The sequence below is a fragment of the Streptomyces sp. NPDC034049 genome, assembly GCF_055575575.1.
This window is the reverse complement of record NZ_JBVISJ010000011.1, coordinates 57,329-81,575: the sequence shown is the minus strand read 5'-3', so window position 1 is coordinate 81,575 and position 24,247 is coordinate 57,329. Positions and strand designations below refer to the sequence as shown.

Annotated in this window: 16 protein-coding genes; 11 read left to right on the top strand and 5 right to left on the bottom strand. The window is 71.3% G+C overall.

Annotation, left to right across the window (positions count from 1 at the left end; genetic code table 11):
* Positions 1 to 133: 133 nt before the first annotated feature.
* The 3 genes from ACZ52C_RS28600 to ACZ52C_RS28590 all read left to right on the top strand — a co-directional run bounded on the left by ACZ52C_RS28600 (position 134) and on the right by ACZ52C_RS28590 (position 5,290).
* Positions 134 to 2,392, top strand: coding sequence for a 1,4-beta-glucanase (locus tag ACZ52C_RS28600; protein ID WP_469077467.1), 2,259 nt, complete (start codon positions 134 to 136; stop codon positions 2,390 to 2,392).
* The gene (locus ACZ52C_RS28595) at positions 2,392 to 4,392 is read left to right on the top strand and encodes a beta-galactosidase (RefSeq protein ID WP_469077466.1); all 2,001 of its coding nucleotides are present in this window, start codon (positions 2,392 to 2,394) and stop codon (positions 4,390 to 4,392) included. Before ACZ52C_RS28600 ends, ACZ52C_RS28595 begins: the two co-directional genes overlap by 1 nt.
* 178 nt (positions 4,393 to 4,570) lie before the next feature.
* Entirely contained in the window at positions 4,571 to 5,290 is a 720-nt protein-coding gene (locus ACZ52C_RS28590; protein ID WP_469077465.1) for a glycoside hydrolase family 12 protein, read from the top strand.
* 86 nt (positions 5,291 to 5,376) lie between these two features.
* Here ACZ52C_RS28590 and ACZ52C_RS28585 read toward each other — a convergent pair whose 3' ends face one another.
* The gene (locus ACZ52C_RS28585) at positions 5,377 to 7,710 is read right to left on the bottom strand and encodes a glycoside hydrolase family 36 protein (protein WP_469077464.1); all 2,334 of its coding nucleotides are present in this window, start codon (positions 7,708 to 7,710) and stop codon (positions 5,377 to 5,379) included.
* On the opposite strand from ACZ52C_RS28585, the gene ACZ52C_RS28580 reads away from it, so the two are divergent.
* The 6 genes from ACZ52C_RS28580 (at position 7,609) to ACZ52C_RS28555 (ending at position 14,995) form a co-directional block, all read left to right on the top strand.
* Positions 7,609 to 7,983 (top strand): hypothetical protein, encoded by a 375-nt coding sequence (locus tag ACZ52C_RS28580; RefSeq protein WP_469077610.1) that lies wholly within the window; start codon positions 7,609 to 7,611, stop codon positions 7,981 to 7,983. The genes ACZ52C_RS28585 and ACZ52C_RS28580 overlap by 102 nt on opposite strands.
* 173 nt (positions 7,984 to 8,156) lie before the next feature.
* Positions 8,157 to 9,194 carry a LacI family DNA-binding transcriptional regulator gene (locus ACZ52C_RS28575; RefSeq protein WP_469077463.1) on the top strand — a complete coding sequence of 346 codons (1,038 nt, stop codon included), beginning with the start codon at positions 8,157 to 8,159 and terminating at the stop codon, positions 9,192 to 9,194.
* A 126-nt stretch (positions 9,195 to 9,320) separates the two neighbouring features.
* Positions 9,321 to 10,649: an ABC transporter substrate-binding protein gene (locus ACZ52C_RS28570; RefSeq protein ID WP_469077462.1), complete on the top strand. Its 1,329-nt coding sequence runs from the start codon at positions 9,321 to 9,323 to the stop codon at positions 10,647 to 10,649.
* 23 nt (positions 10,650 to 10,672) lie between these two features.
* Positions 10,673 to 11,596: a carbohydrate ABC transporter permease gene (locus tag ACZ52C_RS28565; protein WP_469077461.1), complete on the top strand. Its 924-nt coding sequence runs from the start codon at positions 10,673 to 10,675 to the stop codon at positions 11,594 to 11,596.
* Complete coding sequence (locus ACZ52C_RS28560) at positions 11,593 to 12,420, top strand: carbohydrate ABC transporter permease (RefSeq protein ID WP_469077460.1); 828 nt, start codon at positions 11,593 to 11,595, stop codon at positions 12,418 to 12,420. The genes ACZ52C_RS28565 and ACZ52C_RS28560 overlap by 4 nt, the downstream gene beginning before the upstream one ends.
* Before the next feature lie 100 nt (positions 12,421 to 12,520).
* Complete coding sequence (locus tag ACZ52C_RS28555) at positions 12,521 to 14,995, top strand: carbohydrate-binding protein (protein ID WP_469077459.1); 2,475 nt, start codon at positions 12,521 to 12,523, stop codon at positions 14,993 to 14,995.
* Positions 14,996 to 15,071: 76 nt separating this feature from the next.
* Here ACZ52C_RS28555 and ACZ52C_RS28550 read toward each other — a convergent pair whose 3' ends face one another.
* From ACZ52C_RS28550 to ACZ52C_RS28535, 4 genes are all read right to left on the bottom strand, one after another.
* Complete coding sequence (locus ACZ52C_RS28550; RefSeq protein ID WP_469077458.1) at positions 15,072 to 16,259, bottom strand: sulfotransferase family protein; 1,188 nt, start codon at positions 16,257 to 16,259, stop codon at positions 15,072 to 15,074.
* A 161-nt stretch (positions 16,260 to 16,420) separates the two neighbouring features.
* Positions 16,421 to 17,485 (bottom strand): AI-2E family transporter, encoded by a 1,065-nt coding sequence (locus tag ACZ52C_RS28545; protein ID WP_469077457.1) that lies wholly within the window; start codon positions 17,483 to 17,485, stop codon positions 16,421 to 16,423.
* Between the two features lie 318 nt (positions 17,486 to 17,803).
* On the bottom strand, positions 17,804 to 19,855 hold the full coding sequence (locus ACZ52C_RS28540; RefSeq protein WP_469077456.1) for a glycoside hydrolase family 31 protein: 2,052 nt from the start codon (positions 19,853 to 19,855) through the stop codon (positions 17,804 to 17,806).
* 79 nt (positions 19,856 to 19,934) lie between these two features.
* Positions 19,935 to 20,948 carry a LacI family DNA-binding transcriptional regulator gene (locus ACZ52C_RS28535; RefSeq protein ID WP_469077455.1) on the bottom strand — a complete coding sequence of 338 codons (1,014 nt, stop codon included), beginning with the start codon at positions 20,946 to 20,948 and terminating at the stop codon, positions 19,935 to 19,937.
* Between the two features lie 313 nt (positions 20,949 to 21,261).
* On the opposite strand from ACZ52C_RS28535, the gene ACZ52C_RS28530 reads away from it, so the two are divergent.
* Together ACZ52C_RS28530 and ACZ52C_RS28525 are read left to right on the top strand one after the other, a co-directional pair.
* Positions 21,262 to 22,071, top strand: coding sequence for a GH12 family glycosyl hydrolase domain-containing protein (locus ACZ52C_RS28530; RefSeq protein ID WP_469077454.1), 810 nt, complete (start codon positions 21,262 to 21,264; stop codon positions 22,069 to 22,071).
* Between the two features lie 215 nt (positions 22,072 to 22,286).
* Positions 22,287 to 24,227 carry an acyl-CoA dehydrogenase family protein gene (locus ACZ52C_RS28525; protein ID WP_469077453.1) on the top strand — a complete coding sequence of 647 codons (1,941 nt, stop codon included), beginning with the start codon at positions 22,287 to 22,289 and terminating at the stop codon, positions 24,225 to 24,227.
* The last annotated feature ends 20 nt before the right edge of the window (positions 24,228 to 24,247 follow it).

Here is a 24,247-nt window from a genome sequence, read left to right as displayed (position 1 = left end):
ACGGGGCGCAGCCCCTGCTTTTTCAGGGGCGCGGGGAACTGCGCGAGAACCCCCACCGCGCCGCACTCGCCATCGCACCGCCCCCCCCGAGTCATCAGGCGCCCACCCACACACCGTACGAACGAGGTTTGCCATGCACACCCCCCACCCCACCTCCCGCCCCACCCGCCGCACCGTACTCGCCGCGACCACAACCACCGCAGCCCTCACGGCGCTCCCCACCCTCGGCACCCCGGCCCACGCGGCGGAGCCCCACGCGGAGCCCCACGCCGAGGCCCGAACCGGCAGAGCCGCCGGAGGCTACCGCTGGCGCAACGCGGTGATCGGCGGCACCGGATTCGTCACCGGCGTCCTCTTCCACCCGGCCAGGCGCGGTCTCGCCTACGCCCGTACCGACATCGGCGGCGCCTACCGCTGGGACGACCGCAAGGCCCGCTGGATCCCGCTGGCGGACCACCTCGGCTGGGACGACTGGAACCTCCTCGGCGTGGAGGCCATCGCCCTCGACCCCGCCCACCCGGACCGGGTCTACCTCGCCCTCGGCACTTACGCCCAGCCCTGGGCCGGCAACGGCGCGATCCTGCGCTCCGACGACCGCGGCGCCACCTGGGCCCGCAGCGACCTCACCGTCAAGCTCGGCGCCAACGAGGACGGCCGGGGCACGGGCGAGCGTCTCCTCGTCGACCCGCGCGACAGCGACACCCTGTGGCTGGGCACCCGGCACGAGGGCCTGCTCAGATCGACGGACCGGGGCGCCACCTGGGCGCCCGCGACCGGCTTCCCGGCGACCCCGAGCAGCACCGGGCAGGGAGTCACCCTCCTCGTCGCCGCGGGCCGTACCCTCTACGTCGGCTGGGGCGACGGCGACGGCACCACCAAGAACCTCTACCGCACGACCGAAGGCACCACCTGGGAGGCCGTCCCCGGCCAGCCGAGCGGCACCTCCGCCAAGGTCCCGATCCGCGCCGCGTACGACCGGCACACCCGTGAGCTGTATGTGACGTACGCCGACGCCCCCGGCCCCAACGGCCAGTCCGACGGCAGTGTGCACAAGCTGCGCACCACCACCGGCACCTGGACCGAGGTGACCCCGGTGAAGCCGGGCGGCACCACGACCGACGGCGGCAGCGACACCTTCGGCTACGGCGGGGTCGACGTCGACGCCCGCCGCCCGGGCACGGTCGTCGTGTCCACCAACAACCGCTGGGCCGAGATCGACACCCTGTTCCGGTCCACGGACGGCGGCCGCACCTGGACGTCCCTCAAGGACTCCGCCGTCCTCGACGTGTCCGAGACCCCCTATCTCAAGTGGGGGGCCGACACACCGAAGTTCGGCTGGTGGATCCAGGCGCTCGCCCTCGACCCGTACGACTCCCAGCACCTCGTGTACGGCACCGGCGCGACCCTCTACGGCACCCGGGACCTGAAGCACTGGGCGCCGCAGACCCGGGGGCTGGAGGAGACGTCCGTGCGCCAGCTGATCTCGCCTCCGGTCGGGCAGGCGCATCTGCTGAGCGGATCCGGTGACATCGGCACGATGTACCACGAACGCCTCACGGCGTCCCCGTCGCGCGGTATGGCGTCGAACCCGGTGTTCGGGTCGTCGACGGGACTCGCGCAGGCCTCGGCGAAGCCCTCGTACGTGGTCCGCACCGGCTGGGGCGACCACGGCAACGGCGCCCACTCGGAGGACGGCGGCAGGACCTGGGCCCCCTTCGCGGCCCAGCCCGACATCGCCAAGAACGCACCGGGGCCGATCGCCGTCAACGCCGACGGCAGTGTGCTGCTGTGGTCCTTCGTGCACTGGGACGGCACCAAGTACCCGGCCCACCGCTCCGCCGACCACGGCGCGACCTGGACCGAGATCCCCTCCTTCCCGAAGGGCGCCACGCCGGTCGCCGACCCGGTCGACCGGACGCGCTTCTACGCCTTCGACACCGACGCGGGCACGCTGTACGCCAGCACGGACGGCGGCGCGTCCTTCGCGGCCCGCGCGACCGGACTGCCGCGGGGGGACAGCCAGTTCAAGCTGGTCGCGGCCCCCGGACGCGGCGGGGACCTGTGGCTGAGCGTGAAGGACAACGGGCTGTACCGGTCCACCGACGCGGGGGTCACCTTCGTGAAGGTCGACAGCTGCCGGGCCTCGCACACCCTCGGCTTCGGCAAGGCCGCCGCCGGCGCCGACTACCCGGCGATCTACCAGGTCGGCTCGACGGGGACCGGCACCGCCGTCCTCCGCTCCGACGACGGCGCGAAGACCTGGACCCGGATCAACGACGACGCCCACCAGTGGGGCTGGACCGGCGAGGTCGTCGTCGGCGACCCGCGCGTGTACGGCCGGGTGTACCTGGCCACGAACGGGCGCGGCATCCAGTACGGGGAGCCGGTCTGATGCCGGAGCGGACGGGCCCGTCCCTGGCCGACGCCACCCGGGGCCGCGTCCTCTTCGGCGGCGACTACAACCCCGAGCAGTGGCCCGAGGAGACGTGGCACGAGGACGTACGCCTGATGAGGGAGGCGGGCGTCAACTCCGTCACCGTCGGCGTCTTCTCCTGGGCGAGGATCGAACCCCGGCCCGGGGCGCGGGAGTTCGGCTGGCTGGACCGGTTGATGGACCTGCTGCACGCAGCAGGCGTCGGCGTCGTCCTCGCCACCCCCACCTCCTCCCCGCCACCGTGGCTGGGACGCCTGCACCCCGAGACCCTCCCGCGCGACGAGAACGGCCAGATCGAGTGGTGGGGCTCCCGGCAGCACTTCTCGCACTCCAGCGACGTGTACCGCCGTCACGCCGCCGCCATCACCGAGGATCTCGCCGCCCGCTACGGCGACCACCCGGCCCTCACGATGTGGCACATCAACAACGAGTACTGCACCTACGACTGGGGCGACGAGGCCGCGAGGACGTTCCGGGCATGGCTGGAACGGAAGTACGGGACCCTCGACGCACTCAACGAGGCCTGGGGAACCGCCTTCTGGAGCCAGGGCTACGACGGCTGGCACGAGATCCTGCCGCCGCGCCGTGCCCACTACATGAAGAACCCGGTCCATGTGCTCGACTTCAAACGCTTCACGAGCGACATGCTCCTGGAGTGCTACGTCATGGAGCGCGACATCGTCCGCCGGCACACCCCCCACCTGCCGGTCACCACCAACTTCATGCCGATGTGGGTGGGCCAGGACGCGTGGCGGTGGGCCGAGGAGGAGGACGTCGTCTCGGTCGACATCTACCCCGACCCGCGTGATCCGCTCGGCGCGCAGCACGGCGCCCTGGTGCAGGACATGACCCGCTCCCAGGCGGGCGGCGGCCCGTGGATGCTGATGGAGCAGGCCGCCGGACCCGTCAACTGGCGCGGCGTCAACCATCCCAAACCCCGGGGGCTCAACCGTCTGTGGTCCTTCCAGGCCGTCGCCCGGGGGGCAGACGCCGTCTGCTACTTCCAGTGGCGGCAGTCCCGGCAGGGCGCGGAGAAGTTCCACTCCGGCATGGTCGGTCACGCGGGCGAACAGGGCCGTACCTACCAGGAGGTGAAGCGGCTCGGCCGCGAACTCGCCGTCGTCGCACCGGAGGTGACGGGCCGGCACCTCGACGCCGAGATCGCCGTGCTGTTCGACTGGAACTCCTGGTGGGCCGGCGCCCACGACGGCCGGCTCTCGTCCGAGGTGGATCTCCCCGAGGTCGTACGCTCCTGGCACCGCGCCCTGTGGGAGGCGAACCTCACCACGGCCTTCGCCCACCCCGAGCACGACCTCTCCGCCCATCGGCTCGTCGTCGTCCCGCAGCTCTACCTGCTCACGGACGCGGCCGTCGACAACCTCCTCGCGTACGTACGAGGCGGCGGCACCCTCGTCAGCGGCTTCCTGACCGGCGTCGCCGACGAGGACGACCGGGTGCGCCCCGGCGGCATGGACGCCCGGCTCCGCGACCTCTTCGGCATCCGCACCCTGCACGAGTGGTGGCCGCTGGACGCGGGGGAGGAGGTCGAGTGCGACGGCGCCCGCGGTGTCTTCCGGGGGACGCTGTGGTCCGAGGAGATCGAGGCGGCGGACGCCGACGAGGTCGTCCCCTACAAGGGCGGCGAACTCGACGGCCTGCCGGCGGTGCTGCGGAAGGGCCGCGCCTGGTACGTCTCCACGCTGCCCGAACCGGACGAACTGCGCCACCTGCTGGGGCGGATCGCGGCCGACGCCGGGGTACGGCCGGTCCTCGACGGACTGCCCGCCGGGGTCGAGGCGGTACGGCGCGGCGAGGCGCTGTTCGTGCTCAACCACGGCCGCGACGAGATCACCGTCGACGTACCCGGCACCCACCGTGACCTGCTGACGGAAACGACCGTCACCGGATCGCTGACGCTCGGCCGGTACGGCGTGGCGGTACTGAAGCCGTGCCCATGACTTTCTCCGGCGGCGGGACGCGCGCGGCGTTCGGCCGGACGTCGGCACTGCCCGGCCCCGGTCGCACGAACGCCGGCAGCGGTCGGCCTCGTCGCCGGAGAAGACCGCGTCCTCACCGCGAGGCCGCGGTAGCTCCCCACCCCGCACCTCCCCCCACCCATGGAAGGAACCGACACCCATGGCAGTACGCACCCGCACCCTGGGCCGGATCGGCAAGGCCCTGCTCGCCCCGGCGCTCGCGCTGGGCGCCACGATCGGCCTCGCCTCCGCCCCCGCCTCGGCCGCCGTCTGGAACTCCTGCGACCAGTGGGGCAACACCAGCCTGAACGGCTACACGCTCTACAACAACATCTGGGGCTCCGGCGCCGGCAGCCAGTGCATCTGGGCCAACTCCGGTACCAACTGGGGAGTCTGGGCCAACCACCCCAACACCGGCGGCATCAAGTCGTACCCCGACTCCAAGAAGGTGATCAACAAGACGATCACCTCGCTCGGCTCGCTGAACAGCAGCTACAACGTCACCGTCCCGTCCTCGGGCGCGTACAACACCTCGTACGACATCTGGGACACGGACTACGACTACGAGATCATGCTCTGGGTCAACTACAACGGGGCCGTCGGTCCGCTCGGCACCGCACAGGGCAATGTGACGCTCGGCGGTCACACCTGGAGCGTCTACAAGGGCAGCAACGGCGCCAACGAGGTCTTCTCGTTCCTGCGCACCTCGGACTCGAGCTCCGGCACCGTCCAGATCCTCCCCATCCTCAAGTGGATCAAGGACACCAAGGGCTGGATGGGCAACGAGACCATCGGCGACGTGCAGTTCGGGTTCGAGATCACCTCGTCCTCCGGCGGCCTGGACTTCGTCACCAACAACCTGACGGTCAGCAGCAGCTGACCTGCGGTGGCCGACAGGCCGCCGTAGCTGCTCCGCGTACGAGTCCGAGCCGGTGCCGCCCCCACGCGGCACCGGCTCGGATCGTCCTAGGCCCCGGTCCGGTCCTCCGGGGTCAGACGGATCAGCAGCACGCCGGGGGTGCGTGGCACCGACACCCGCAGTTCGCAGGTGGTGGGGTCCCAGGAGGCCGCCGAGTCCGTCCGCGCCGTGGACGGATGCAGGAACTCCGCGCGCACGGGGAGGACCGTGTCCGCCAAGTGCCGGACGGGAAACCGCACTTCGGGCTCCCCGCCTCGCCGCCATACGGACACGTACGTCGGTCCGCGTCCGTCCGGCGCCCGCATCCCCAGAGCCAGCCACTCGTCGGTCCAGCCCGGCAGGCCGAGCGGCCAGAACGGCACGGACCGGGCCAGGTCGCCCCGGATCGCCTTGTACGTGCCCACCGCCTCGCGCACGAGCCCGAGCTGAGCCTCCGTCATGCGGTTCAGGTGTCCCGAGAGATGGATACGGCCGAGGAGGGCGCCGCCGAGGGTGAAGGCGATCAGGTCGTCCTCGTACTCGGGCTGCGGATAGGCCCACACGGCGCCCTGTTCCGGGGGGACCGCCGTGGGCGCGGCGGCGGCGATCGGCGGGTAGCGGAGGGGGTCCTGCTGGTCGCTGGTGGACTGGAGCTGGGTCACGGCCAGGGTGGCGCCGTCCATCCGCATCCCGCCGGAGGCGCAGTTCTCGACGACGAGGTGCGGGTAGCGGTCGAGGACGTCGGAGAGCCAGTCCAGGTAGGCGTGGGCGTGACCCAGGAGGCCGGCGCCGGGGGAGAGGTCGCCCGGCGCGGTCGTGCCGGGGTCGACCACGATGTTGTAGTCGAGCTTGAGGTACCCCACGCCCCAGTCCCCGACGATGCGGTCCACCGTCTTGTCGAGGTGGGCGCGGGCCGCCGGGTGGCGCAGGTCGAGCTGGTGACGGCCCTGCTCGGTCAGCCGCACCCCGTCGCGCTGGAAGAAGGCCTCCGGCGGCAGCTCTGCCGCGACCGCGCTGCGCACGCCGACGACCTCGGGCTCCAGCCAGAGCCCGGGCACCATCCCGCGCTCCCGGATCCGGTCCAGCACGGCCCGGATCCCGCCGTCGGAGGGGGTGGCTGCTCCGGCCTCGGGTTCGGTTCCGGCCCCGGCCGCAGTTCCGTTCTCCCCCGCCTCCGCCGCAGCCTCGCCCTCCACACCTCTTGGCGGAAACCGGCGCGCCGACGGCAGCCATGCGCCGACGCCGTCCCACCAGCCGCCGTCCACCGTGTCGTCGTACCAGCCGGAGTCGATGCAGAAGTACTCCGCGCCCGCGTCCGCCGCCGCGTCGATCAGCGGCAGCAGCTTCGCGGTGGTCGGGTCGCCCATCAGCGTGTTCATGTAGTCGTTGAAGACGACCGGAAGTGTGTCGTGGTCGGGATGGGGACGGCGGACGGCACGGCGGTACGCGGTCAGCGCCGCCCACGCGTCGTCGAGCCCCGAACCGCGCCGCGCCCCGAGAGCGAGCGCCGCCGCCACGGTCGTGAAGGCGTCGCCCGGTGCGAGCCGCACCCGCCACTGGTGCTCCGCGTCCGTGGGCCCGTTCAGCGCGAGATACGTGCCGTGCTCGCGTTCCCCCAGGTCCCAGCGCCAACCGGCCGGCGACTCCACCTGCCAGACCCAGGCCCGGTCCCCGCCTCGCTCCGAGAGCGCCCCCATCGCCAGATGCCCGTCACTGGGCCAACTCCCGCGTCCGGTGAGGGCGAGCGCCGCCCTGCTGTCGTGCTGATGGGCGCCGACGTTGATGTCGGCGACCGTCGCCCGCAGCGGTTCGGCGTACCAACGGCACTCCGCGAGCCAGTCGTTGCGGGCCCGGTGCACGTCCAGGAGGTCGGGGGAGGGCAGCCCGCCGAGGAGAAGGCTGCTGACGGACTGCACGACGAGAGGCTCGGCCCCGTCGTTGCGCAGCCGCACCCGGGAGCGGAGGACGGCGACCCCGGCGGGGGAGGACAGCTCGACGAACGCGGTCAACCCGGTGTCGGGATCGTGGAGTTCGACGGTCAACCGCGTCCACGCGTCACCGTCGGCGACACGGTCGCCGTCACCCGCCCCCGTGTCACCCCGGTGCCCCCGGTACACGAGCCGTGCCCCGAACGCCGTCCCCGTGAACCGCGGCCCGGACCAGCCACTGCCGTGCCCGAAGGCGGTCAACTCGATGAGCGGCAGCGCGGTCTCGACCTCCACGGTGTCGCCGGAGGGTCCGAGCCGCACCAGCCGCAGCGTCCCGTCGGAGGCCGTCGCGAAGACGCTCTCGACACCCGGATGCCCCCAGGTGAAGGACGCGCCCAGGCGATCGCCACCGGCCGGCCCGCCTGTCACACCATCCACCGCATCGCCCTGCGGCCCACCTGTCGGACCGTCCATCGGCCCGCCTGTCACACCATCCACCGCATCGCCCTGCGGCCCACCTGCCGGACCGTCCACCGGCCCACCTGCCACGCCGCCAACCGCCCCACCCTGCGGCCCACCTGCCACACCACCCACCGGACCGCCTTCGCCGAAGTCACTCGCACCCGAGTCCACGTCGCTTCCCCTCCTGAGCCGTCCTGGCCGTCCTGGCCGTCCCGAGTCGTCCAGCGAGCCACCTCGGCGGCCCCGGAGCTGCTGCCGGTCGTCCCGTCCCGTGAGAAGCCCTGAGCCGCTGCGGCCGTCCCGAGCCACCTTGCCTCAAGCCGCCCCCAGCCGCCCGAGGCCCAGCCGCCGAAGTCGTCCCCGACCACCCCGTCCGCGCGCCCGCAGCCGGAGGCGCCCGCGTGAATCCGGCGTTACGTTCTCTTGACGCCCGCTGTGTGACCGGTCACAATCCTGGCATGAATGTGACCGGTCACACAAGGCGCCCGGCGAGCATCCGGGACGTCGCGACCGCCGCCGGGGTCTCGTACCAGACGGTCTCGCGGGTGATCAACGACCACCCGAGCGTCAAGCCGTCGACACGGGAACGGGTGATGGCGGCCATCGACGAGCTGGGCTTCCGGCGCAACGCCACCGCGCTCGCCCTGGCCAGCGGGCGCAGCCGGGCCGTGACCGTCCTGACCGCGAACACCACGCACTACGGCTACGCCTCGATCCTCCAGGGCGTGGAGGAGGCGGCGCGGGCGGCGTCGTACGCGGTCGGCATCGGTGTCCTGGAGTCGGCGGACGAGGCGGCGGTCGCCGCCGAGGTGCAGCGGGCGGCGGACGCGGGCGGCGGTCTCATCGTGATCGCCTACGATCCGGCCGGTGTCGCGGCGCTCGGAGCCGTGCCCGCCGCCCTGCCGGTCGTGGGAGTGGTGGAGACGCCCGCGGCCCCGCCCGACGGCGACCGCCCCTGGGTGTGGACCGACGACCGCGCGGCCGCCTACGAGGCGACCCGGCACCTCCTCGCGCTCGGCCACGAGACCGTGCACTATGTCGCGATCCCGTCCAGCACCCGGCGGACCAGCGCACGTACCACCGGCTGGCGGCAGGCGCTCAAGGAGGCCGGCGCGCCCGAACCCCGTTCGGTGCAGGGGAGTTGGGGCCCGGCGGGCGGGCACGCGGCCGGCCTCCGGCTGGCCGGGGACCCGTCGGTCACCGCGATCCTCTGCGGCAACGACGACCTCGCGCTCGGTGTGCTGCGCGCGCTCCACGAGGCCGGCCGGTCCGTGCCCGGCGAGGTCAGCGTCGCCGGGTTCGACGACGCCCCGCACTCCGCCTATCTGACCCCGTCCCTCACGACGGTGCGCCTGGACTTCACCGGCCTCGGACGGGCCGCGTTCGCCCTGCTGCACGGGGTGGTCGAGGAGTCCGCGCAGATCGCCCCGCACCCCGTCTCCGTACCGGAACTGGTGGTGCGGGAGAGCGTCGGGCCCCCGCCCGCGAAGCCTTGACCTCCGGTCGCCTCCCGAGTCGCCCCTCGAAAGTCCACTGGCACTCCGCCCGAACTCCCCGCCCGCGCACAGCTGTTCCGCATCCTGCCCTGCCCTGAACCACCTGTTGTTCTCGAAAGGCACGTGATGAAAACAAGAGCTCTCCCGACGCTGGCCCTCATATGTGCCCTCGGCCTGGCCGCCACCGCGTGCAGTGACCCCACGGCCGGGGCCTCCGGCGCGGACTCGGACACCGGGCGGACGGCCGTCGATCCCACCGCCCGGCTCGACGGTGTGAAGCTGACCATGTGGACCGCGCAGAACACGGTCGGCGCGCCCCGGCAGGTCATCGACGCCTTCGAGAAGGCCACCGGCGCCGAGGTGGAGACGCAGGCGATCCCGGACCCCTACGAGTCGAACGTGCCGACCAAGCTGGCCTCCGGCGACCGCCCCGACCTGATGTTCTGGCAGCCGTCCGTCTCCACGCTCCCGTTCGTCCAGCCGCAGCAGAACCTGCTCACCCTCGACGGCGAGAAGTGGGTCTCCAAGCTCGGCGACACGGAGAAGTCGCTCGGCGTCATCGACGGCAAGCGGTACGCGGCCGTCGTCACCAGCCCCGCCATGCTCGGCGTCTACTACAACAAGGACGTCTTCAAGAAGGCCGGCATCGCCGAGAAGGACTTCCCGAAGTCCTACGACGAACTGCTCGCCCTCGGCCACCAGGTCGTCGACGGCACCGACGCGGCCGGCTTCTACGAGGCCGGCGGCGACAAGTGGCCTCTCCAGTGGCAGATGCAGGTGCAGCTCACCGACCTCGACAAGCAGTGGTGGGCGGACCTCAACGCGAACAAGAAGAAGTGGACCGACCCGGTCGTGGTCGGCGCGATCAAGAAGTACAAGGAGAAGCTGCTCGACGCGGGGCTCGCCCAGAAGAACTACCGGACGGGCACCTTCACCGGGCAGGCCGACGCCCTGTGGAAGGGCGAGGCCGGCATGGTCCTCAACGTCACCTCCTTCCAGAGCCAGTTGCAGGCCAAGTACTCCACGGCGGAGATCGACAGGAGGATCGGCTGGTTCCCGGTCGCCAACTCGGCGGCCACCGGCCTGTACTCGCCCGACCAGACCAACGGTGTCGTCGCCTTCCGCACCGGTGACGAGAAGCGGCAGAACGCGGCCCGGCAGTTCCTCGCCTTCTGGCTCGGCCCCGACTACCCGGACTACATCAAGGCGATGAAGATCCCGTCCGTGCAGCCCTCCGTGCCCACCCCGGACGGACTCCCCGAGGCGTCGAAGGCTCAGGTCGCCGCCCTGCCCACGGCCATCGGCGTCTTCCAGGCCAAGGCGATCGTCGCCCCGGACACACACCTCTACCTCGCCGACATGCTCTTCGACAAGAAGAGCCCGCAGCAGGTCGCCCAGGCCATCCAGGACCAGTTCGCGCAGGTGGCCAAGGCCCAGGGCGCACCCGGTTTCTAGCGGGCGGGAGACAGGGCTCACCGATGGCGGACACGGCCGTACGTACACGCGCACAGGCGCCCATGAGAGGCGCATCCCGGAAGGCTGGGCGGCTGCCCCGCGCCGCCGTGCACCACCCCTGGTGGTTCGCGCTCCCCGCGATCGTCGTCTTCGCGGGCTTCTTCCTGGTGCCCAACCTGCTCAACTTCTACTACCCGTTCACCAACTGGTCCTCGTACCACCCGGACATCGCCTTCACCGGCCTCGACACCTTCACGACCATCGCCGACGACGGCACCCTCGTCCGCGCGATCCGCACCACCCTGCTCTACGCGCTGCTCGCGGCCGTCTTCCAGAACGCCTTCGGGCTGGGGCTGGCGCTGCTGCTGGAGGACGACACCCGCTTCAACCGGTTCTTCCGCGCGGTCTTCTTCCTGCCGGTGCTCATCTCGGCCCTCGCCACCGGGTACGTCTTCCAGGCGCTCCTCGACCAGGACGGCGCCGTCAACGCGGTCCTGGGCACCGACATTCCCTGGCTGGGTTCGACGACGTGGACCCTCGTCGTGGTCACCCTCATCCACGGCTGGAAGTGGATGGGCCTGTCGATGCTGATCTATCTGGCGGGGCTCAAGGGCATCCCCGGCGACATGCTGGAGGCCGCGCGGATGGACGGGGCCGGCCCCTGGCGGACCTTCTGGTCGGTGCGCTGGCCGATGCTGGCCCCCGCCCTCACCTTCAACGTCACCACGGCGCTCATCGGCTCGATGAACACCTTCGACATCGTGCAGGCCACCACCGGCGGCGGTCCGGCCGCCTCCACCGAGGTGTTCAACATCTACATGTTCCGGATCTTCGGACAGGGCCTGTACGCACAGGCCTCGGCGATGAGCCTCGTCCTCTTCCTGATCGTGGTGGCCGTCGCGATTCCGCTGGTCATCGGGTTGCGCCGAAGGGAGCAGGTGCTGTGAGCGCGGTGCTGTGGCGCTACGGCCGCCCGGCCCTGGTTCTGCTCCTCGCCGGGCTCGCCGTCGGCGTCCCCCTGTGGCTGGTCCTCGTCACCTCCGCCAAGCCGCAGGCCGAGGCCATCAGGCCGAACCTGGACGCGCCGGCGCACTGGCAGCCCGGCGCCAACTACGAGGACGCCGTCGCCCAGGGCGAGATGCTGCGCGGCCTCCTCAACTCCCTGCTGGTCGTGGTCCCTTCGGTGGTCCTCGTGCTGGTCCTCGGCGCGGGCGCCGCCTGGGTCTTCGCCCGCCGCAAGTCAAGGCTGGTGTCGGCGGCGTACGCGCTGTGCATCAGCGGGCTGCTGCTGCCGCCCGCGGTCATCACCGTCGTGATGGAGCTGCGGCAGCTCGGTCTGGCGGGCACCCGGCCCGGGATGATCGCCGTGTACACCGGGATGTACCTCTCCACGTCGATCTTCTTCATGACGGGCTTCATCCGCGCCATCCCGATGGAACTGGAGGAGGCGGCCCGCATCGACGGCGCGAAGCCGCTGCGGATCTTCGCGCGGATCGTCCTCCCGCTCCTCCGGCCGGTCATCGCCACTGCGACGATCATGGTGATGCTCTACGCCTGGAGCGACGTCTTCTACGCCTTCTTCGTCCTCGGCGGCGGCGACCGGGCCACCCTCCCGCTCAACCTCTACAAGGTCGCGAGCGCCCAGCTCTACCTCAACAACTGGCATCTCGTCTTCGCGTACGTCGTGGTGATGAGCCTGCCGATGGTCGCCGTCTTCCTCGTCGGCCAGCGAAAGATCGTGTCCGGAATCACCAGTGGAGCCGTCAAATGACCGGAGGTCCAGCAGCGTGAGCCCCCACACCGGTACGAGCACTTCCATGAGATCCCGTACCAGAACCGCCTTGCTCACAGCACTACTTGGAGTCACCGCCATGGCAGGCAGCACCCTCCCCGCCACCGGATCGGCAGCGGCAGCGGCCGCCGACCCACAGCGCCTCACCGTCGACCTCTCCGCCTCCGAGGGCCCGGTGATGCGCGGCGCCAACGGTGCGCTGTACGGGCTCAGCGACGACGGGGTGCCCAGCGACGCGGCCCTCGCGCCGCTGAAGATCACCAGCATCTCGCAGAAGCCGGAGGGCGGTGCCCAGCACCCCAACGGCGACGCGCTCACCGTCTCCAAGTCGTTCTTCCGCAACGGCGGCGGCGAGATCAACGTGATGATGCAGGACATCTACGCCAAGTGGCCCTACGAGGACCTCGGCATCGACGACTACCTCCCCAAGGTCGACAAGATCGTCAAGGAGGTGTCGGCGGACCCGAACGGCGACCGCTTCGTCTACATCCCGTTCAACGAGCCCGACCAGATCTGGTACAAGCTCGACGTCGCCGACCAGGCGCAGTACGAGATCAACCGCGACCGTTTCTTCCGCGACTGGAAGACGGTCTACCAGCGCATCCGCGCCATCGACCCCGACGCCCGGATCGCCGGCCCCAACGAGGCCGCCTACCACACCCGCCTGATCACCGACTTCCTCGCCTTCGCCCAGCGCGAGAACGTCCTGCCACAGATCATGACCTGGCACGAGCTGGGCTCCGGATCGCTGCGCGACTTCCAGGGCCACTACGACAACTACCGTTACATCGAGCGGCAGTTGGGCATCAAGCCCCTGAAGATCAACATCGACGAGTACGCCAACCGCCGCGACCTCTCCGTCCCGGGCCAACTCGTCCAGTGGGTCTCGATGTTCGAGCGCAACAAGGTGTACGCCAACCAGGCCTACTGGGACGCGGCCGGCAACATGGACGGCAACGTCGTCCGCTCCAACATCCCCAACGGCGGCTGGTGGCTGTTCCGTTGGTACGCGGGCCTGACCGGCGACACCGTCAGGGTCACCCCGCCGCAGGCCGACACGATCGACACCCTCCAGGGCCTCGCCTCCCTCGACACCGCCCGCCGCCAGGCCCAGGTCATCCTCGGTGGCTCCGCCGGCGACACCGACGTCGTGCTCCGGAAGGTCCCCCGCTCCCTCTTCGGACGCACGGTCACCGCGACCGTCGCCGAGGCCGCCTGGTCCGGTTACGAGGGCCAGCACGCCGCCCCGCGCGTCCTGTCCCGTACCAAGGTGCGGATCGCCGGGGACGGCACGGTGACCGTCCCGCTGCGCGGCCTGCACAAGATGTCGGCCTACCGCGTCGTCCTCACCCCTGGCGGCACCGGCACCCCCACCGCGCCCTCCGTCCCCTGGACCGCCTCCTACGAGGCCGAGGACGCCGCCATCACCGACGGCAAGGTCTACACCCAGGGCACAGTCAGCAACGCCAACGGCTACGCCGCCTCCGGCACCAAGGACGTCGGCTCGCTCAACCAGCCCGGCAGCAAGGTCGACTTCACCGTGTCCGTCCCGAAGGACGGCACCTACGACCTGGCGATCCTCTACGGCAACCAGTCCGGCACCCCGGCCACCCAGAAACTCTCCGTCGACGGCGGTGAGCCGGTCACGGTCACCTATCCCTCCACCGAGAACTGGACCTACCGCGCCAAGAAGGACCTCACCGTCCGGCTCACCGCGGGCACCCACCGGCTGACCCTGGCCAAGGGCGACACCGAGGTCACCCTCGACCGGATCGACCTCACCGCCCGCACCGCCGAGCCCGCCGCCTCCTACGAGGCCACGCTCGCGGACATCAGCGGGAAGCCGTCGTACGACTACTCCTCCTCGGCCGGTGTCGGCATGGGCGCGCTCGTGCTGCGCCCCGGCGACAAGGCGGTCTTCGACGTGTACGCCCCGCGCGACGGCTACTACCGGGTGGTGCCCCGGGCGTCGGCGCCGGTGACGCTCGCCCTGCACGGCCAGTCGGTGGCGGCGGTGCCCGACCGGCCGCTGCGGCTCTACCTGGTCGCGGGCAACAACCGGATCACCGCGACCGCCAAGCACACCGCCGTCCGCTCCCTCGACGTCACGGGCGCCGGCTCGACCACCGGGACCCTGAACTACGAGGGCGCCACGGCCACGCTCGCCGGCGGGGCCAGGCTCGTCGACTCCCCCCACGCCTCGGCCGGTTCGTACATCGGCTGGCTCGGCAACGGCGCGGACTCCACCGCCGAGTTCACGGTGGACGCCCCCACCCCGGGCCGCTACGTCCTCGTCGTCCACTACGCGCACAACGACCGCCGCGACAACGGCCACGCCTACAACACCGACATCATGTCCCGCACGGCGGACATCACCGTCGGGGACGGCGCACCGCGCACGGTCACCTTCAAGAACACCTGGGGCTGGGACGACTACTGGACCGTGGGCGTCCCCGTCGACCTGAAGAAGGGGGCCAACAAGGTCGTCCTCGGCAACCCGGGCGCCTGGGCGCCGAACATCGACCGGATCGAGGTCGGCCGGGTCGTGGGCTAGCACCCACACCCGACCTCGGCCGCCGGTGGGGGGAGCCGCCCCCGCCTGGTGGCCGGGGTCCGGCGCGTCCGGGGCCTCAGGCCCGGTCGACCTCGGCCCGCAGCGCGTTGTACTCCGTGAACTCGGCCTCGACGCCCTCGCGGGTCAGACCGTAGCGGGCCAGGTCGTAGTGGTGCGGCCGGCTGCCCCTGGAGTGGGTGGCGGCCGCCGGGAGCCGCGCGGCGTCGGCCTCGGTCCAGCGGGCGCCGATGGCCTCGTACAGCTTCGGGGCGCCCGCGGCCGGGTCGGTGCCGAGCGAGGAGTACGGCACGTCGACCACCGTGTCGCGGGGGAGCCCGGCACGGGCGGCGAGGCCCCGCCGCACCGACCGGCTCAGCAGGTCGAGCCAGGTGGCGCCGAGGTGGTGCGGGTCGACCGTCCGGCGGGAGAGGGCCATGCCCACCTCGACCAGGCTGCAGAACGAGGCGACGGCGGTCACCGGATCACGGTGCGTCCACACCAGCGTGGCGTCCGGGAACACGGAGAGCAGGGCGTCGAGATTGCCGGTGTGGAAGGGGGACTTCAGGATCCAGCGGCGGCGCGGGCGGCCGTACTGGAGCACCTGGAAGGCCTGCTTGAGGTGGCGGTAGTCGGGGACGAAGTCCCGCTCGAAGTGCCAGGCGTGGTAGCGCGGCAGCTGGGCCTGGGACAGCGGCACCAGGGCGTGCGGCAGCAGGAACGTGTCCTCCTCGGGGCCCTCGGCGGTCATGGGGTGGATCTCGCGGAAGCGCGGAGCGAGCCGATGGGTGCCGTCGAGCATCCGGCGCGCCGACGTGATCGCCTTCCGCCGCTGCTCGGGCGACGGTTCGAGACCGGGAGCGAGCAACTCCCACAGCCGTGGGCAGCGATGGTCGTCCGAGAGGGAGAGGACGCCGTGGGTGAGCGTGGTGGCCGTGCGCGGCAGCCCCACCACGAACACCGGGCGCTCGACGGGCTCCTCCTCGATGGCCGGGTTCTCGGCGATCAGCCGCCGGATCCGGGCCCGGTTGGTGAGATGCCGGCGGGCGTGGGCCTGCGCCGACTGCCAGCCGACCGGGGACAGGCCCGTGTCCCGCGCCCACTGCCGCAGCAGGAACCGGAAGCCGTCCACGAACTCCTCGTCGCCCTCCGCCCACCCGGCCCGGTCGAGGATCCGCGCGAGGACCCGGTCCGGATCGCGACGGGAACGGAGCGTGGGCCGGAGCAAGAGGTTGGCCAGGGCGAGGGCCGACGGCGTGGAGGGCACAGGGGTGTCCTTTCCGGGGGAGCGACGGACGGCGCGCGTCTCGTCGGACCGGCTGGGGCCCCCAGCATAATCGGAAACGGGGAGTGGTCCCCGGATCGTGTCGCCGTGCGTCCGCCGACGGCCCCGGGGCACGACGCGGGCCCCGGGACCGTCGCGTACGCCTACTCCGCCGGGACGGTCGCCCCCTGCCCGTCCCCGTACCGTGTCCGCAGCTCCGACAGCACCCCCGTGGCCGCCGCGACCAGCGGCACCGCCAGGAGCATGCCGAGGATGCCGGCGATGGAGGCGCCCGCCGTCAGGGCCAGCAGGATCGCCGCCGGGTGCATCTGCACGGTCCGGCTGTGGATCATCGGCTGCAGCACGTTCCCCTCGATCAGCTGCACCGCGAAGACGACCCCGACCGCCCACAGCGCCGTCACCAGACCGCGGTCCGCGAACGCGACGAGGATCGCCACCGCGCCGGAGAGGAACGCGCCGAGATACGGGATGTACGCGCCGACGAACACCAGCGCGCCGAGCCCCACGGCCCCCGGCACCTGGAGGATCAGCAGGCCGACGGCGATCAGGGCGCCGTCGATGAAGGCGATGAGCGTCGTCCCGCGCATATAGCCCTCGATCGCCCGGAACGCGCGCCGGGCCATCACCTCCAGGGTGTCACCGCTGCCGCGCGGCGCGAGCGAGTGCAGGGAGGCGACCGCCCGGTCGGAGTCCCGCAGGAAGAAGAACATCAACAGCATCGCCAGGACCGCGCTGGCCACGAACCCACTGACCGCGCTGACCCCGGTGAGCACCCCGGAGGCCGCGGTGCCGCCGAACTTCGACAGCAGCTCCTTGGCGTTCTTCGCGAGATCGTCCAACGACGTCCCGGCCGGCCCGAACTCGGCGCTGAGCGACTTCGCCGCGTTCCTGAGCGAGGAGATGATCTGGTCACCGGTGTCGATCAGCGCGGCCACCACGATGTACGCGGCCCCGCCCATCACCACGAGCACGGCCGCGCAGGTCAGCCCCGCGGCGAGGGACTTGTTGAACCGCATCGCCACCAGCCGCCGGTACAACGGGCCGAGCAGCGCCGTGCCGAGCAGCGCGATCAGCAGGGGCGTGACCGCCGTCTGGAACGTCACACAGATCCACACGCCCACGTAGACGACACCCGTCACCAGCAGGGTGAGCGCGCTCCACACCGCGATGTGCCGCGCGGGCCCCGGCAGGAATCCCCGGGGGGCCACCGGCTCCGAGGGCGCCGGCGCCGCCCTCGGCACCTCCACGTACCCGCCGGACCCGGCGTACCCGCCGGTGGTCCGTATCGTCGTACGCGTCCGATGAACCGGTCTGCGCGCGGGCCCGCGCCCACGACCGGGCCGTCCCCCGCGTACTGCGCGGGAGTCTCCCGTACGGCTGCTCATCCTCTGTCATCTCCACTCGCTCGGAGGTCGCGCACACCCCCTGAGGATCATGGGATGGCCGTGGCGCCATAGCGTAGACCGGGCCGCCGGGCCGCTGTCCCCGGCGTCGCCCCCGCACGCGACCGCGCCCCCACAGGCGCGCTACCCGGCGATCGGCAGGGACGCCCCGTCCCGCAGGAACACCGGGATCCGCTCCAGCGGCGCGTCGACGGTCACCGACGTGCCCCCCTCGTACGTCTCCCCGGTCCACGCGTCCGTCCACCGCGCCCCCGCCGGAAGGTAGGCCGTCCACCGCCGTGCCCCCGCCTCCAGCACCGGCGCCACCAGCACATCCCGCCCGAACAGATACGCGTCGTCCACGGACCAGGCCCGCTCGTCCTCGGGGAACTCCAGGAACAGCGGCCGCATCACCGGCAGCCCCTCCTCGTGGGCCTCCCGCATCACCCGCAGCACATACGGCTTCAACCGCTCCCGCAGCCGCAGATACTCCTCCAGGATCGCCCCGGCCTCCTCACCGTACGACCACACCTCGTTGGGCCCACCGGTCATGTCCGGCCCCAGCGGCATCCCGGGCTCCCGGAACCCGTGCAGCCGCATCAGCGGCGAGAACGCCCCGAACTGGAACCAGCGGACCATCACCTCGCGGTACGCCGGATCGTCGGGGTCGCCCCCGTGGAAGCCGCCGATGTCCGTGTTCCACCACGGGATGCCGGACAGCGCCGTGTTGAGCCCCGCCGCGATCTGCCGCCGCAGCGTCGGGAAGTCCGTCCCGATGTCACCGGACCACAGGGCGGCCCCCCACCGCTGACTGCCCGCCCACGCCGAACGGTTGAGGGAGACGATCTCCTCCTCGCCGGCCGCCCGCAGCCCCTCGTAGAAGGTGCGCGCGCTCTCGGCCGGATAGATGTTGCCGACCTCCAGACCGGGCCCCGCCCAGTACCGCAGGTTCTCCTGGAAGCCCGGCTTGAGCTCCGGCTCGCAGGCGTCCAGCCAGAACGCGTTGATGCCGTACCGGTCCAGGTAGTTCTCCTTCACCCGCGACCACACGAACTCCCGGGCCTCCGGGTTCGTCGCGTCGTAGAAGGCCACCTGGACTGTGGACGCGACCTCCTTGTCCGGCCAGTCGGCGTGCGCCATCGGGCCGTACTGCGTCCCGATGAAGTACCCGCGCTGCTCCATCACGGGGTGGTTCTCGCTCAGCGGCGACACCGACGGCCACACCGACACCACCAACTTGATGCCCAGCTCGTCCAGTTCACGGACCATGGCCGCCGGATCGGGCCACTCGGCGAGGTCGAACTTCCACTCGCCCAGATGCGTCCAGTGGAAGAAGTCGCACACGATGACGTCGATGGGCAGGCCCCGCCGCTTGTACTCCCGGGCCACGGCGAGGAGTTCGTCCTGGGTGCGGTAGCGCAGCTTGCACTGCCAGAACCCGGCCGCCCACTGGGGCAACATCGGCGTACGGCCGGTCGCCGCGCTGTAGCGGCGCTGCGCCTCGGCCGGATCGCCCGCGGTGATCCAGTAGTCGATCTGCCGGGCCGAGTCCGCGACCCAGCGGGTGCCGTTGCCGGCCAGCTCGACGCGGCCGATCGCCGGGTTGTTCCACAGCAGGGTGTAGCCGCGGCTGGAGGTGAGCACCGGGATGCCGACCTCCGCGTTGCGCTGCACCAGGTCCAGCACCAGCCCCTTCTGGTCGAGCCGCCCGTGCTGATGCTGACCGAGGCCGTACAGCTTCTCGTCGTCGTACGCGGCGAAGCGCTGCTCCAGGCGGTGGTAGCCGTTGCCGACGGCCGTGTAGAGGCGTGGGCCGGGCCACCAGAAGTGGGCGCGGGCCTCCGACAGCAGCTCGCCGCCGTCGGCCGTGCGGCAGTAGCGGATCAGGCCCTCCGCGTTCACCTCGACGGTCAGCGCGCCGACGATCAGCCGTCCCAGCCCGTCCTCGATCTTGACGCTGCTCTCGGTGGACTCGGCCTCGTCGAGCAGGGCGCCCGGCAGCCCGTCGAGGACCGGGCCGCCGAGGCGGGCGCGGACCCGGACCGCGTCCGGCCCCCAGGGCTCGATCCGCAGGGTCTCCTGACGTCCGCTCCACTCCAGGGCACCGTCCCGCTCACGGAACGTGCCGACGGTGGGGGAGGACTGGGCGAGGCTGACCGCGCCCGTCGGGGTCTGGTTCTCGGCAGGCTGATTCACGAGAGGTCTCCTGGAAGGGAGGAGTGAGGAAAGGCAGGCGGAGCGAAGGAGGAAGCGGAAGGGGAACTACGACGTCGGCTCAGCCGGTGGGGGACAGCGGCCCCGTGCTCGCGCGGACCGTCAACTCGGGGGCGAGGAGCACCACTTCGTCGGTGTCCCGGCCCTCCAGCTTGGCGACCAGCTGCTCCACGGCCCGGCGGCCCATCTCCTGGGCGGGGATGGCGACGGACGTCAACCGCACCGAGGCCTGCACGGCGACCTGGTCGGGGCAGACCGCGATCACCGAGACGTCCTCCGGCACCGCGCGCCCCTGCTGCCGCAGCAGCGCGAGCAGCGGCTCCACCGCGGACTCGTTCTGCACGACGACCCCCGTGGTGCCGGGCCGTTCGTCGAAGATCCGGGCCAGGGTCGCGGCCATCGCGTCGTAACCGCCCTCGCAGGGGCGGTGCAGCACGCGCAGGCCCAGCTCCCTGGCGCGCGAACGCAGTCCGTCGAGGGTGCGCTCGGCGAACCCGGTGTGCCGCTCGTACACCGCGGGTGCCTCGCCGATGACGGCGATGTCGCGGTGGCCGAGCATCGCCAGATGCTCCACGCACAGCGCGCCGGTCGCCCCGAAGTCGAGGTCGACGCAGGTCAGGCCGCTGGTGTCGGCCGGCAGTCCGATGAGCACCGACGGCTGGTCGGTGCCGCGCAGCAGCGGCAGCCGCTCGTCGTCGAGCTCCACGTCCATCAGGATCATCGCGTCGGCGAGCCCGCTGCCCGTGACCCGGCGCACCGCGTCCGGGCCCTCCTCACCGGTGAGCAGCAGCACGTCGTAGCCGTACGTACGGGCCGTGGTGGCCACCGCGATGGCGATCTCCATCATCACCGGGACGTACATGTCGGTGCGCAGCGGGACCATCAGGGCGACGATGTTCGACCTGTTGCTCGCCAGGGCGCGGGCCCCCGCGTTCGGGTGGTAGCCGAGCTCCTGGATGCTCCGTTCGACCCGCTGCCGGGTGCCGGCGGAGATGGACCGCTTGCCGCTGAGGACATAGCTCACCGTGCTCGCCGAGACTCCGGCGTGCTGGGCGACCTCGGCGAGGGTGACCATCCAGCTCTCCAAGCGTGTTTAAGCGCTTCGACAGCGCGCTGTCTCTGAACAAGGGCGAGTGAGGGTGGCTCGACAGTAGCTCGGCGGTGGATGGGTGTCCATAGGTTGTCGAAGCGCTTCGATTATTCGCCGGGCGCCTCAGGGGTGGTGGGGGTGTGTGGGGTGCGACTGCGGGTCCGTGGGGCATCTCGCGCAGTTCCCCGCGCCCCTTCAGGGCGCTCTTGTCGCCCCCAGTTTAGAACTCGGAGGCAACTTTCCGAGGGTGCGGCGGCGACCAGCACCCGTAACCGCGTCGCCCCCGGAAGGAACCGCCATGCAACACCGTCGTCCTCGCCTGACCCGTACGGCCAAGATCGGCGCGGCCGTCGTCACCGCGCTCGCGGTCGGGGCCTCCGTGACCGTGGCGATGGCGGGGGAGGAGGCCAGGAAGTGCACGGACTTCGACACGATCACGCTCGGCAAGTACTACGTGAACAACAACGTCTGGAACCGCGAGAAGGCCACCGGCACCCAGTGCGTCTGGGACAACTCCCGCTCGGGCTCGACGATCTCGTGGGGCACCAGCTACAGCCTGGCCAACAGCGGGGCGGGCAAGGACCACGACGTCAAGTCGTACGCGAGCAGCGTGCTCGGCTGGCACTGGGGCTGGAAGGTCGACAAGGCGGCCACCCAGCTGCCCCTCCGGGTCGGCGACCGCAAGCCGGTGCGGACCAGCTGGGAGTTCTCGGTCAGCTCGAACCCCGGCACCATGAACGTCGCCTACGACCTGTGGCTGCACACCAAGAACACCGCCGACTGGCAGGACCAGCCCACCGACGAGGTCATGATCTGGCTCAACCGGCAGGGCGGCGCGGGCCCGCTCGGCACCAAGTACGGGAGCGTCAGCCTCGGCGGGGCCATGTGGGACATCTACACCGGTGACATCGGCTGGAAGGTGTTCTCCTTCGTCCGCCGCTCCAACACCACCAAGGCGGACCTGAACCTGGACGACTTCACCCAGGCCCTCGTCCGCCGCAAGCTGCTGAGCGACGACAAGTACGTCTCCGGCATCGAGGCGGGCACCGAGGTCTTCAAGGGGACCGGGCGCCTGGACACCAAGGCGTACTCGGTGAACATCGGCTGAGCGCGGGCGCGGAGGGGCTCGCAGGGATGCGGGAGGGCTCGCAGGTATGGGGGACGGCGCGAAGGGATGCGGGAGGGCGCGGAAGGGAGCCGATCGTCCGCGCGAGGGGTGGCGGGGTCGGTCCGGATCGGGTACCAACGATCGAGTAGCACCCATCGGTAACCATTCAGGTACCCATCCGGTACAAGATCCCGATTCGCGGCGAGGTGACCCTCATGTCCGCCCCACCCCTCAAGAAGCCCGTCGTCACGGAACGTGAGGCCCGCCAGGTGGCGGAGGCCGCCCGCGAGCAGGCCTGGCGCAAGCCCAGCTTCGCCAAGGAACTGTTCCTGGGCCGGTTCCGCCTCGACCTGATCCACCCCCACCCGCTGCCCACCGACGAGGCCGTCCGGCGCGGCGAGCAGTTCCTGACCAAGCTCCGCGCCTTCTGCGAGACGAAGGTCGACGGCGCCCTGATCGAACGCGAGGCCCGGATCCCCGACGAGGTGATCAACGGTCTCAAGGAACTCGGCGCCCTCGGCATGAAGATCGACCCCAAGTACGGCGGTCTCGGCCTCACCCAGGTGTACTACAACAAGGCCCTGGCCCTGGTCGGCTCGGCCAGCCCGGCCATCGGTGTGCTGCTCTCGGCGCATCAGTCGATCGGCGTACCGCAGCCGCTGAAACTGTTCGGCACCCCCGAGCAGAAGGAGAAGTTCCTCCCGCGCTGCGCCCGCACCGACATCAGCGCCTTCCTCCTCACCGAGCCCGACGTCGGCTCCGACCCGGCCCGGCTGGCCACCTCGGCGGTGCCGGACGGCGACGACTACATCCTCGACGGCGTGAAGCTCTGGACCACCAACGGGGTGGTCGCCGACCTCCTGGTCGTGATGGCGCGCGTGCCCAGGTCGGACGGCCACAAGGGCGGGATCACCGCCTTCGTCGTGGAGACCGACTCGCCCGGCGTCACCGTCGAGAACCGCAACGCCTTCATGGGCCTGCGCGGCATCGAGAACGGCGTCACCCGCTTCCACCAGGTCCGGGTCCCCGCCGCGCACCGCATCGGCCCCGAGGGAGCGGGCCTGAAGATCGCCCTGACCACCCTCAACACGGGCCGTCTCTCCCTGCCCGCGTCCTGCGTGGCCGCCGGCAAGTGGTGCCTGAAGATCGCCCGTGAGTGGTCGGCGGCCCGTGAGCAGTGGGGCAAGCCGGTCGCCCACCACGAGGCGGTCGGTCAGAAGATCTCCTTCATCGCGGCGACCACCTTCGCCCTGGAAGCGGTGCTGGACCTGTCCTCGCAGATGGCCGACGAGGACCGCAACGACATCCGTATCGAGGGCGCCCTCGCGAAACTCTTCGCCTCCGAGATGGGCTGGAAGATCGCCGACGAGCTGGTCCAGATCCGCGGCGGCCGCGGCTTCGAGACCGCCGACTCCCTGCGGGCCCGCGGCGAACGGGCCGTCCCCGCCGAGCAGATGCTGCGCGACCTGCGCATCAACCGGATCTTCGAGGGCTCCACGGAGATCATGCACCTGCTGATCGCCCGCGAGGCCGTCGACGCCCACCTCACCGTGGCCGGCGACCTCATCGACCCGGAGAAGTCCCTCACCGACAAGGCGAAGGCGGGCGCGAACGCGGGCGTCTTCTACGCCAAGTGGCTGCCCAAGCTGGTCGCGGGACCGGGCCAACTCCCGCGCACCTATGGCGACTTCCACCCGGCGGGCCACCCCGACCTCGCCACCCACCTGCGTTACGTCGAGCGGGGCGCCCGCAAGCTCGCCCGCTCCACCTTCTACGCCATGTCCCGCTGGCAGGGCCGGATGGAGACCAAGCAGGGCTTCCTGGGCCGGATCGTCGACATCGGCGCCGAACTCTTCGCGATGAGCGCGGCCGTCGTGCGCGCGGAACTGCTCCGCACCACCACCGACCACGGCCGCGAGGCCTACCAACTGGCCGACACCTTCTGCCGGCAGTCCCGCATCCGCGTCGAGGAACTCTTCGGCCGTCTGTGGACCAACACCGACGACATCGACCACAAGGTGGTCAAGGGCGTCCTGGGCGGCGCCTACGAGTGGCTGGAGCAGGGCGTCATCGACCCCTCGGGCGAGGGCCCGTGGATCGCGGACGCGACACCGGGCGAGACCGAGAAGGAGAACGTCCACCGCCGCATCCGCTGACCTGCCGCACGAGTTCCCCG

Excerpts from the sequence above, each read along its gene's own strand:
- ACZ52C_RS28600 (WP_469077467.1), top strand. The coding sequence starts at position 134 with ATGCACACCCCCCACCCCACCTCCCGCCCCACCCGCCGCACCGTACTC.
- ACZ52C_RS28595 (WP_469077466.1), top strand. The coding sequence starts at position 2,392 with ATGCCGGAGCGGACGGGCCCGTCCCTGGCCGACGCCACCCGGGGCCGC.
- ACZ52C_RS28590 (WP_469077465.1), top strand. The coding sequence starts at position 4,571 with ATGGCAGTACGCACCCGCACCCTGGGCCGGATCGGCAAGGCCCTGCTC.
- ACZ52C_RS28580 (WP_469077610.1), top strand. The coding sequence starts at position 7,609 with ATGCCCCCAGGTGAAGGACGCGCCCAGGCGATCGCCACCGGCCGGCCC.
- ACZ52C_RS28585 (WP_469077464.1), bottom strand. The coding sequence starts at position 7,710 with ATGGACGGTCCGACAGGTGGGCCGCAGGGCGATGCGGTGGATGGTGTG.
- ACZ52C_RS28575 (WP_469077463.1), top strand. The coding sequence starts at position 8,157 with ATGAATGTGACCGGTCACACAAGGCGCCCGGCGAGCATCCGGGACGTC.
- ACZ52C_RS28570 (WP_469077462.1), top strand. The coding sequence starts at position 9,321 with ATGAAAACAAGAGCTCTCCCGACGCTGGCCCTCATATGTGCCCTCGGC.
- ACZ52C_RS28565 (WP_469077461.1), top strand. The coding sequence starts at position 10,673 with ATGGCGGACACGGCCGTACGTACACGCGCACAGGCGCCCATGAGAGGC.
- ACZ52C_RS28555 (WP_469077459.1), top strand. The coding sequence starts at position 12,521 with ATGGCAGGCAGCACCCTCCCCGCCACCGGATCGGCAGCGGCAGCGGCC.
- ACZ52C_RS28535 (WP_469077455.1), bottom strand. The coding sequence starts at position 20,948 with ATGGTCACCCTCGCCGAGGTCGCCCAGCACGCCGGAGTCTCGGCGAGC.
- ACZ52C_RS28530 (WP_469077454.1), top strand. The coding sequence starts at position 21,262 with ATGCAACACCGTCGTCCTCGCCTGACCCGTACGGCCAAGATCGGCGCG.
- ACZ52C_RS28525 (WP_469077453.1), top strand. The coding sequence starts at position 22,287 with ATGTCCGCCCCACCCCTCAAGAAGCCCGTCGTCACGGAACGTGAGGCC.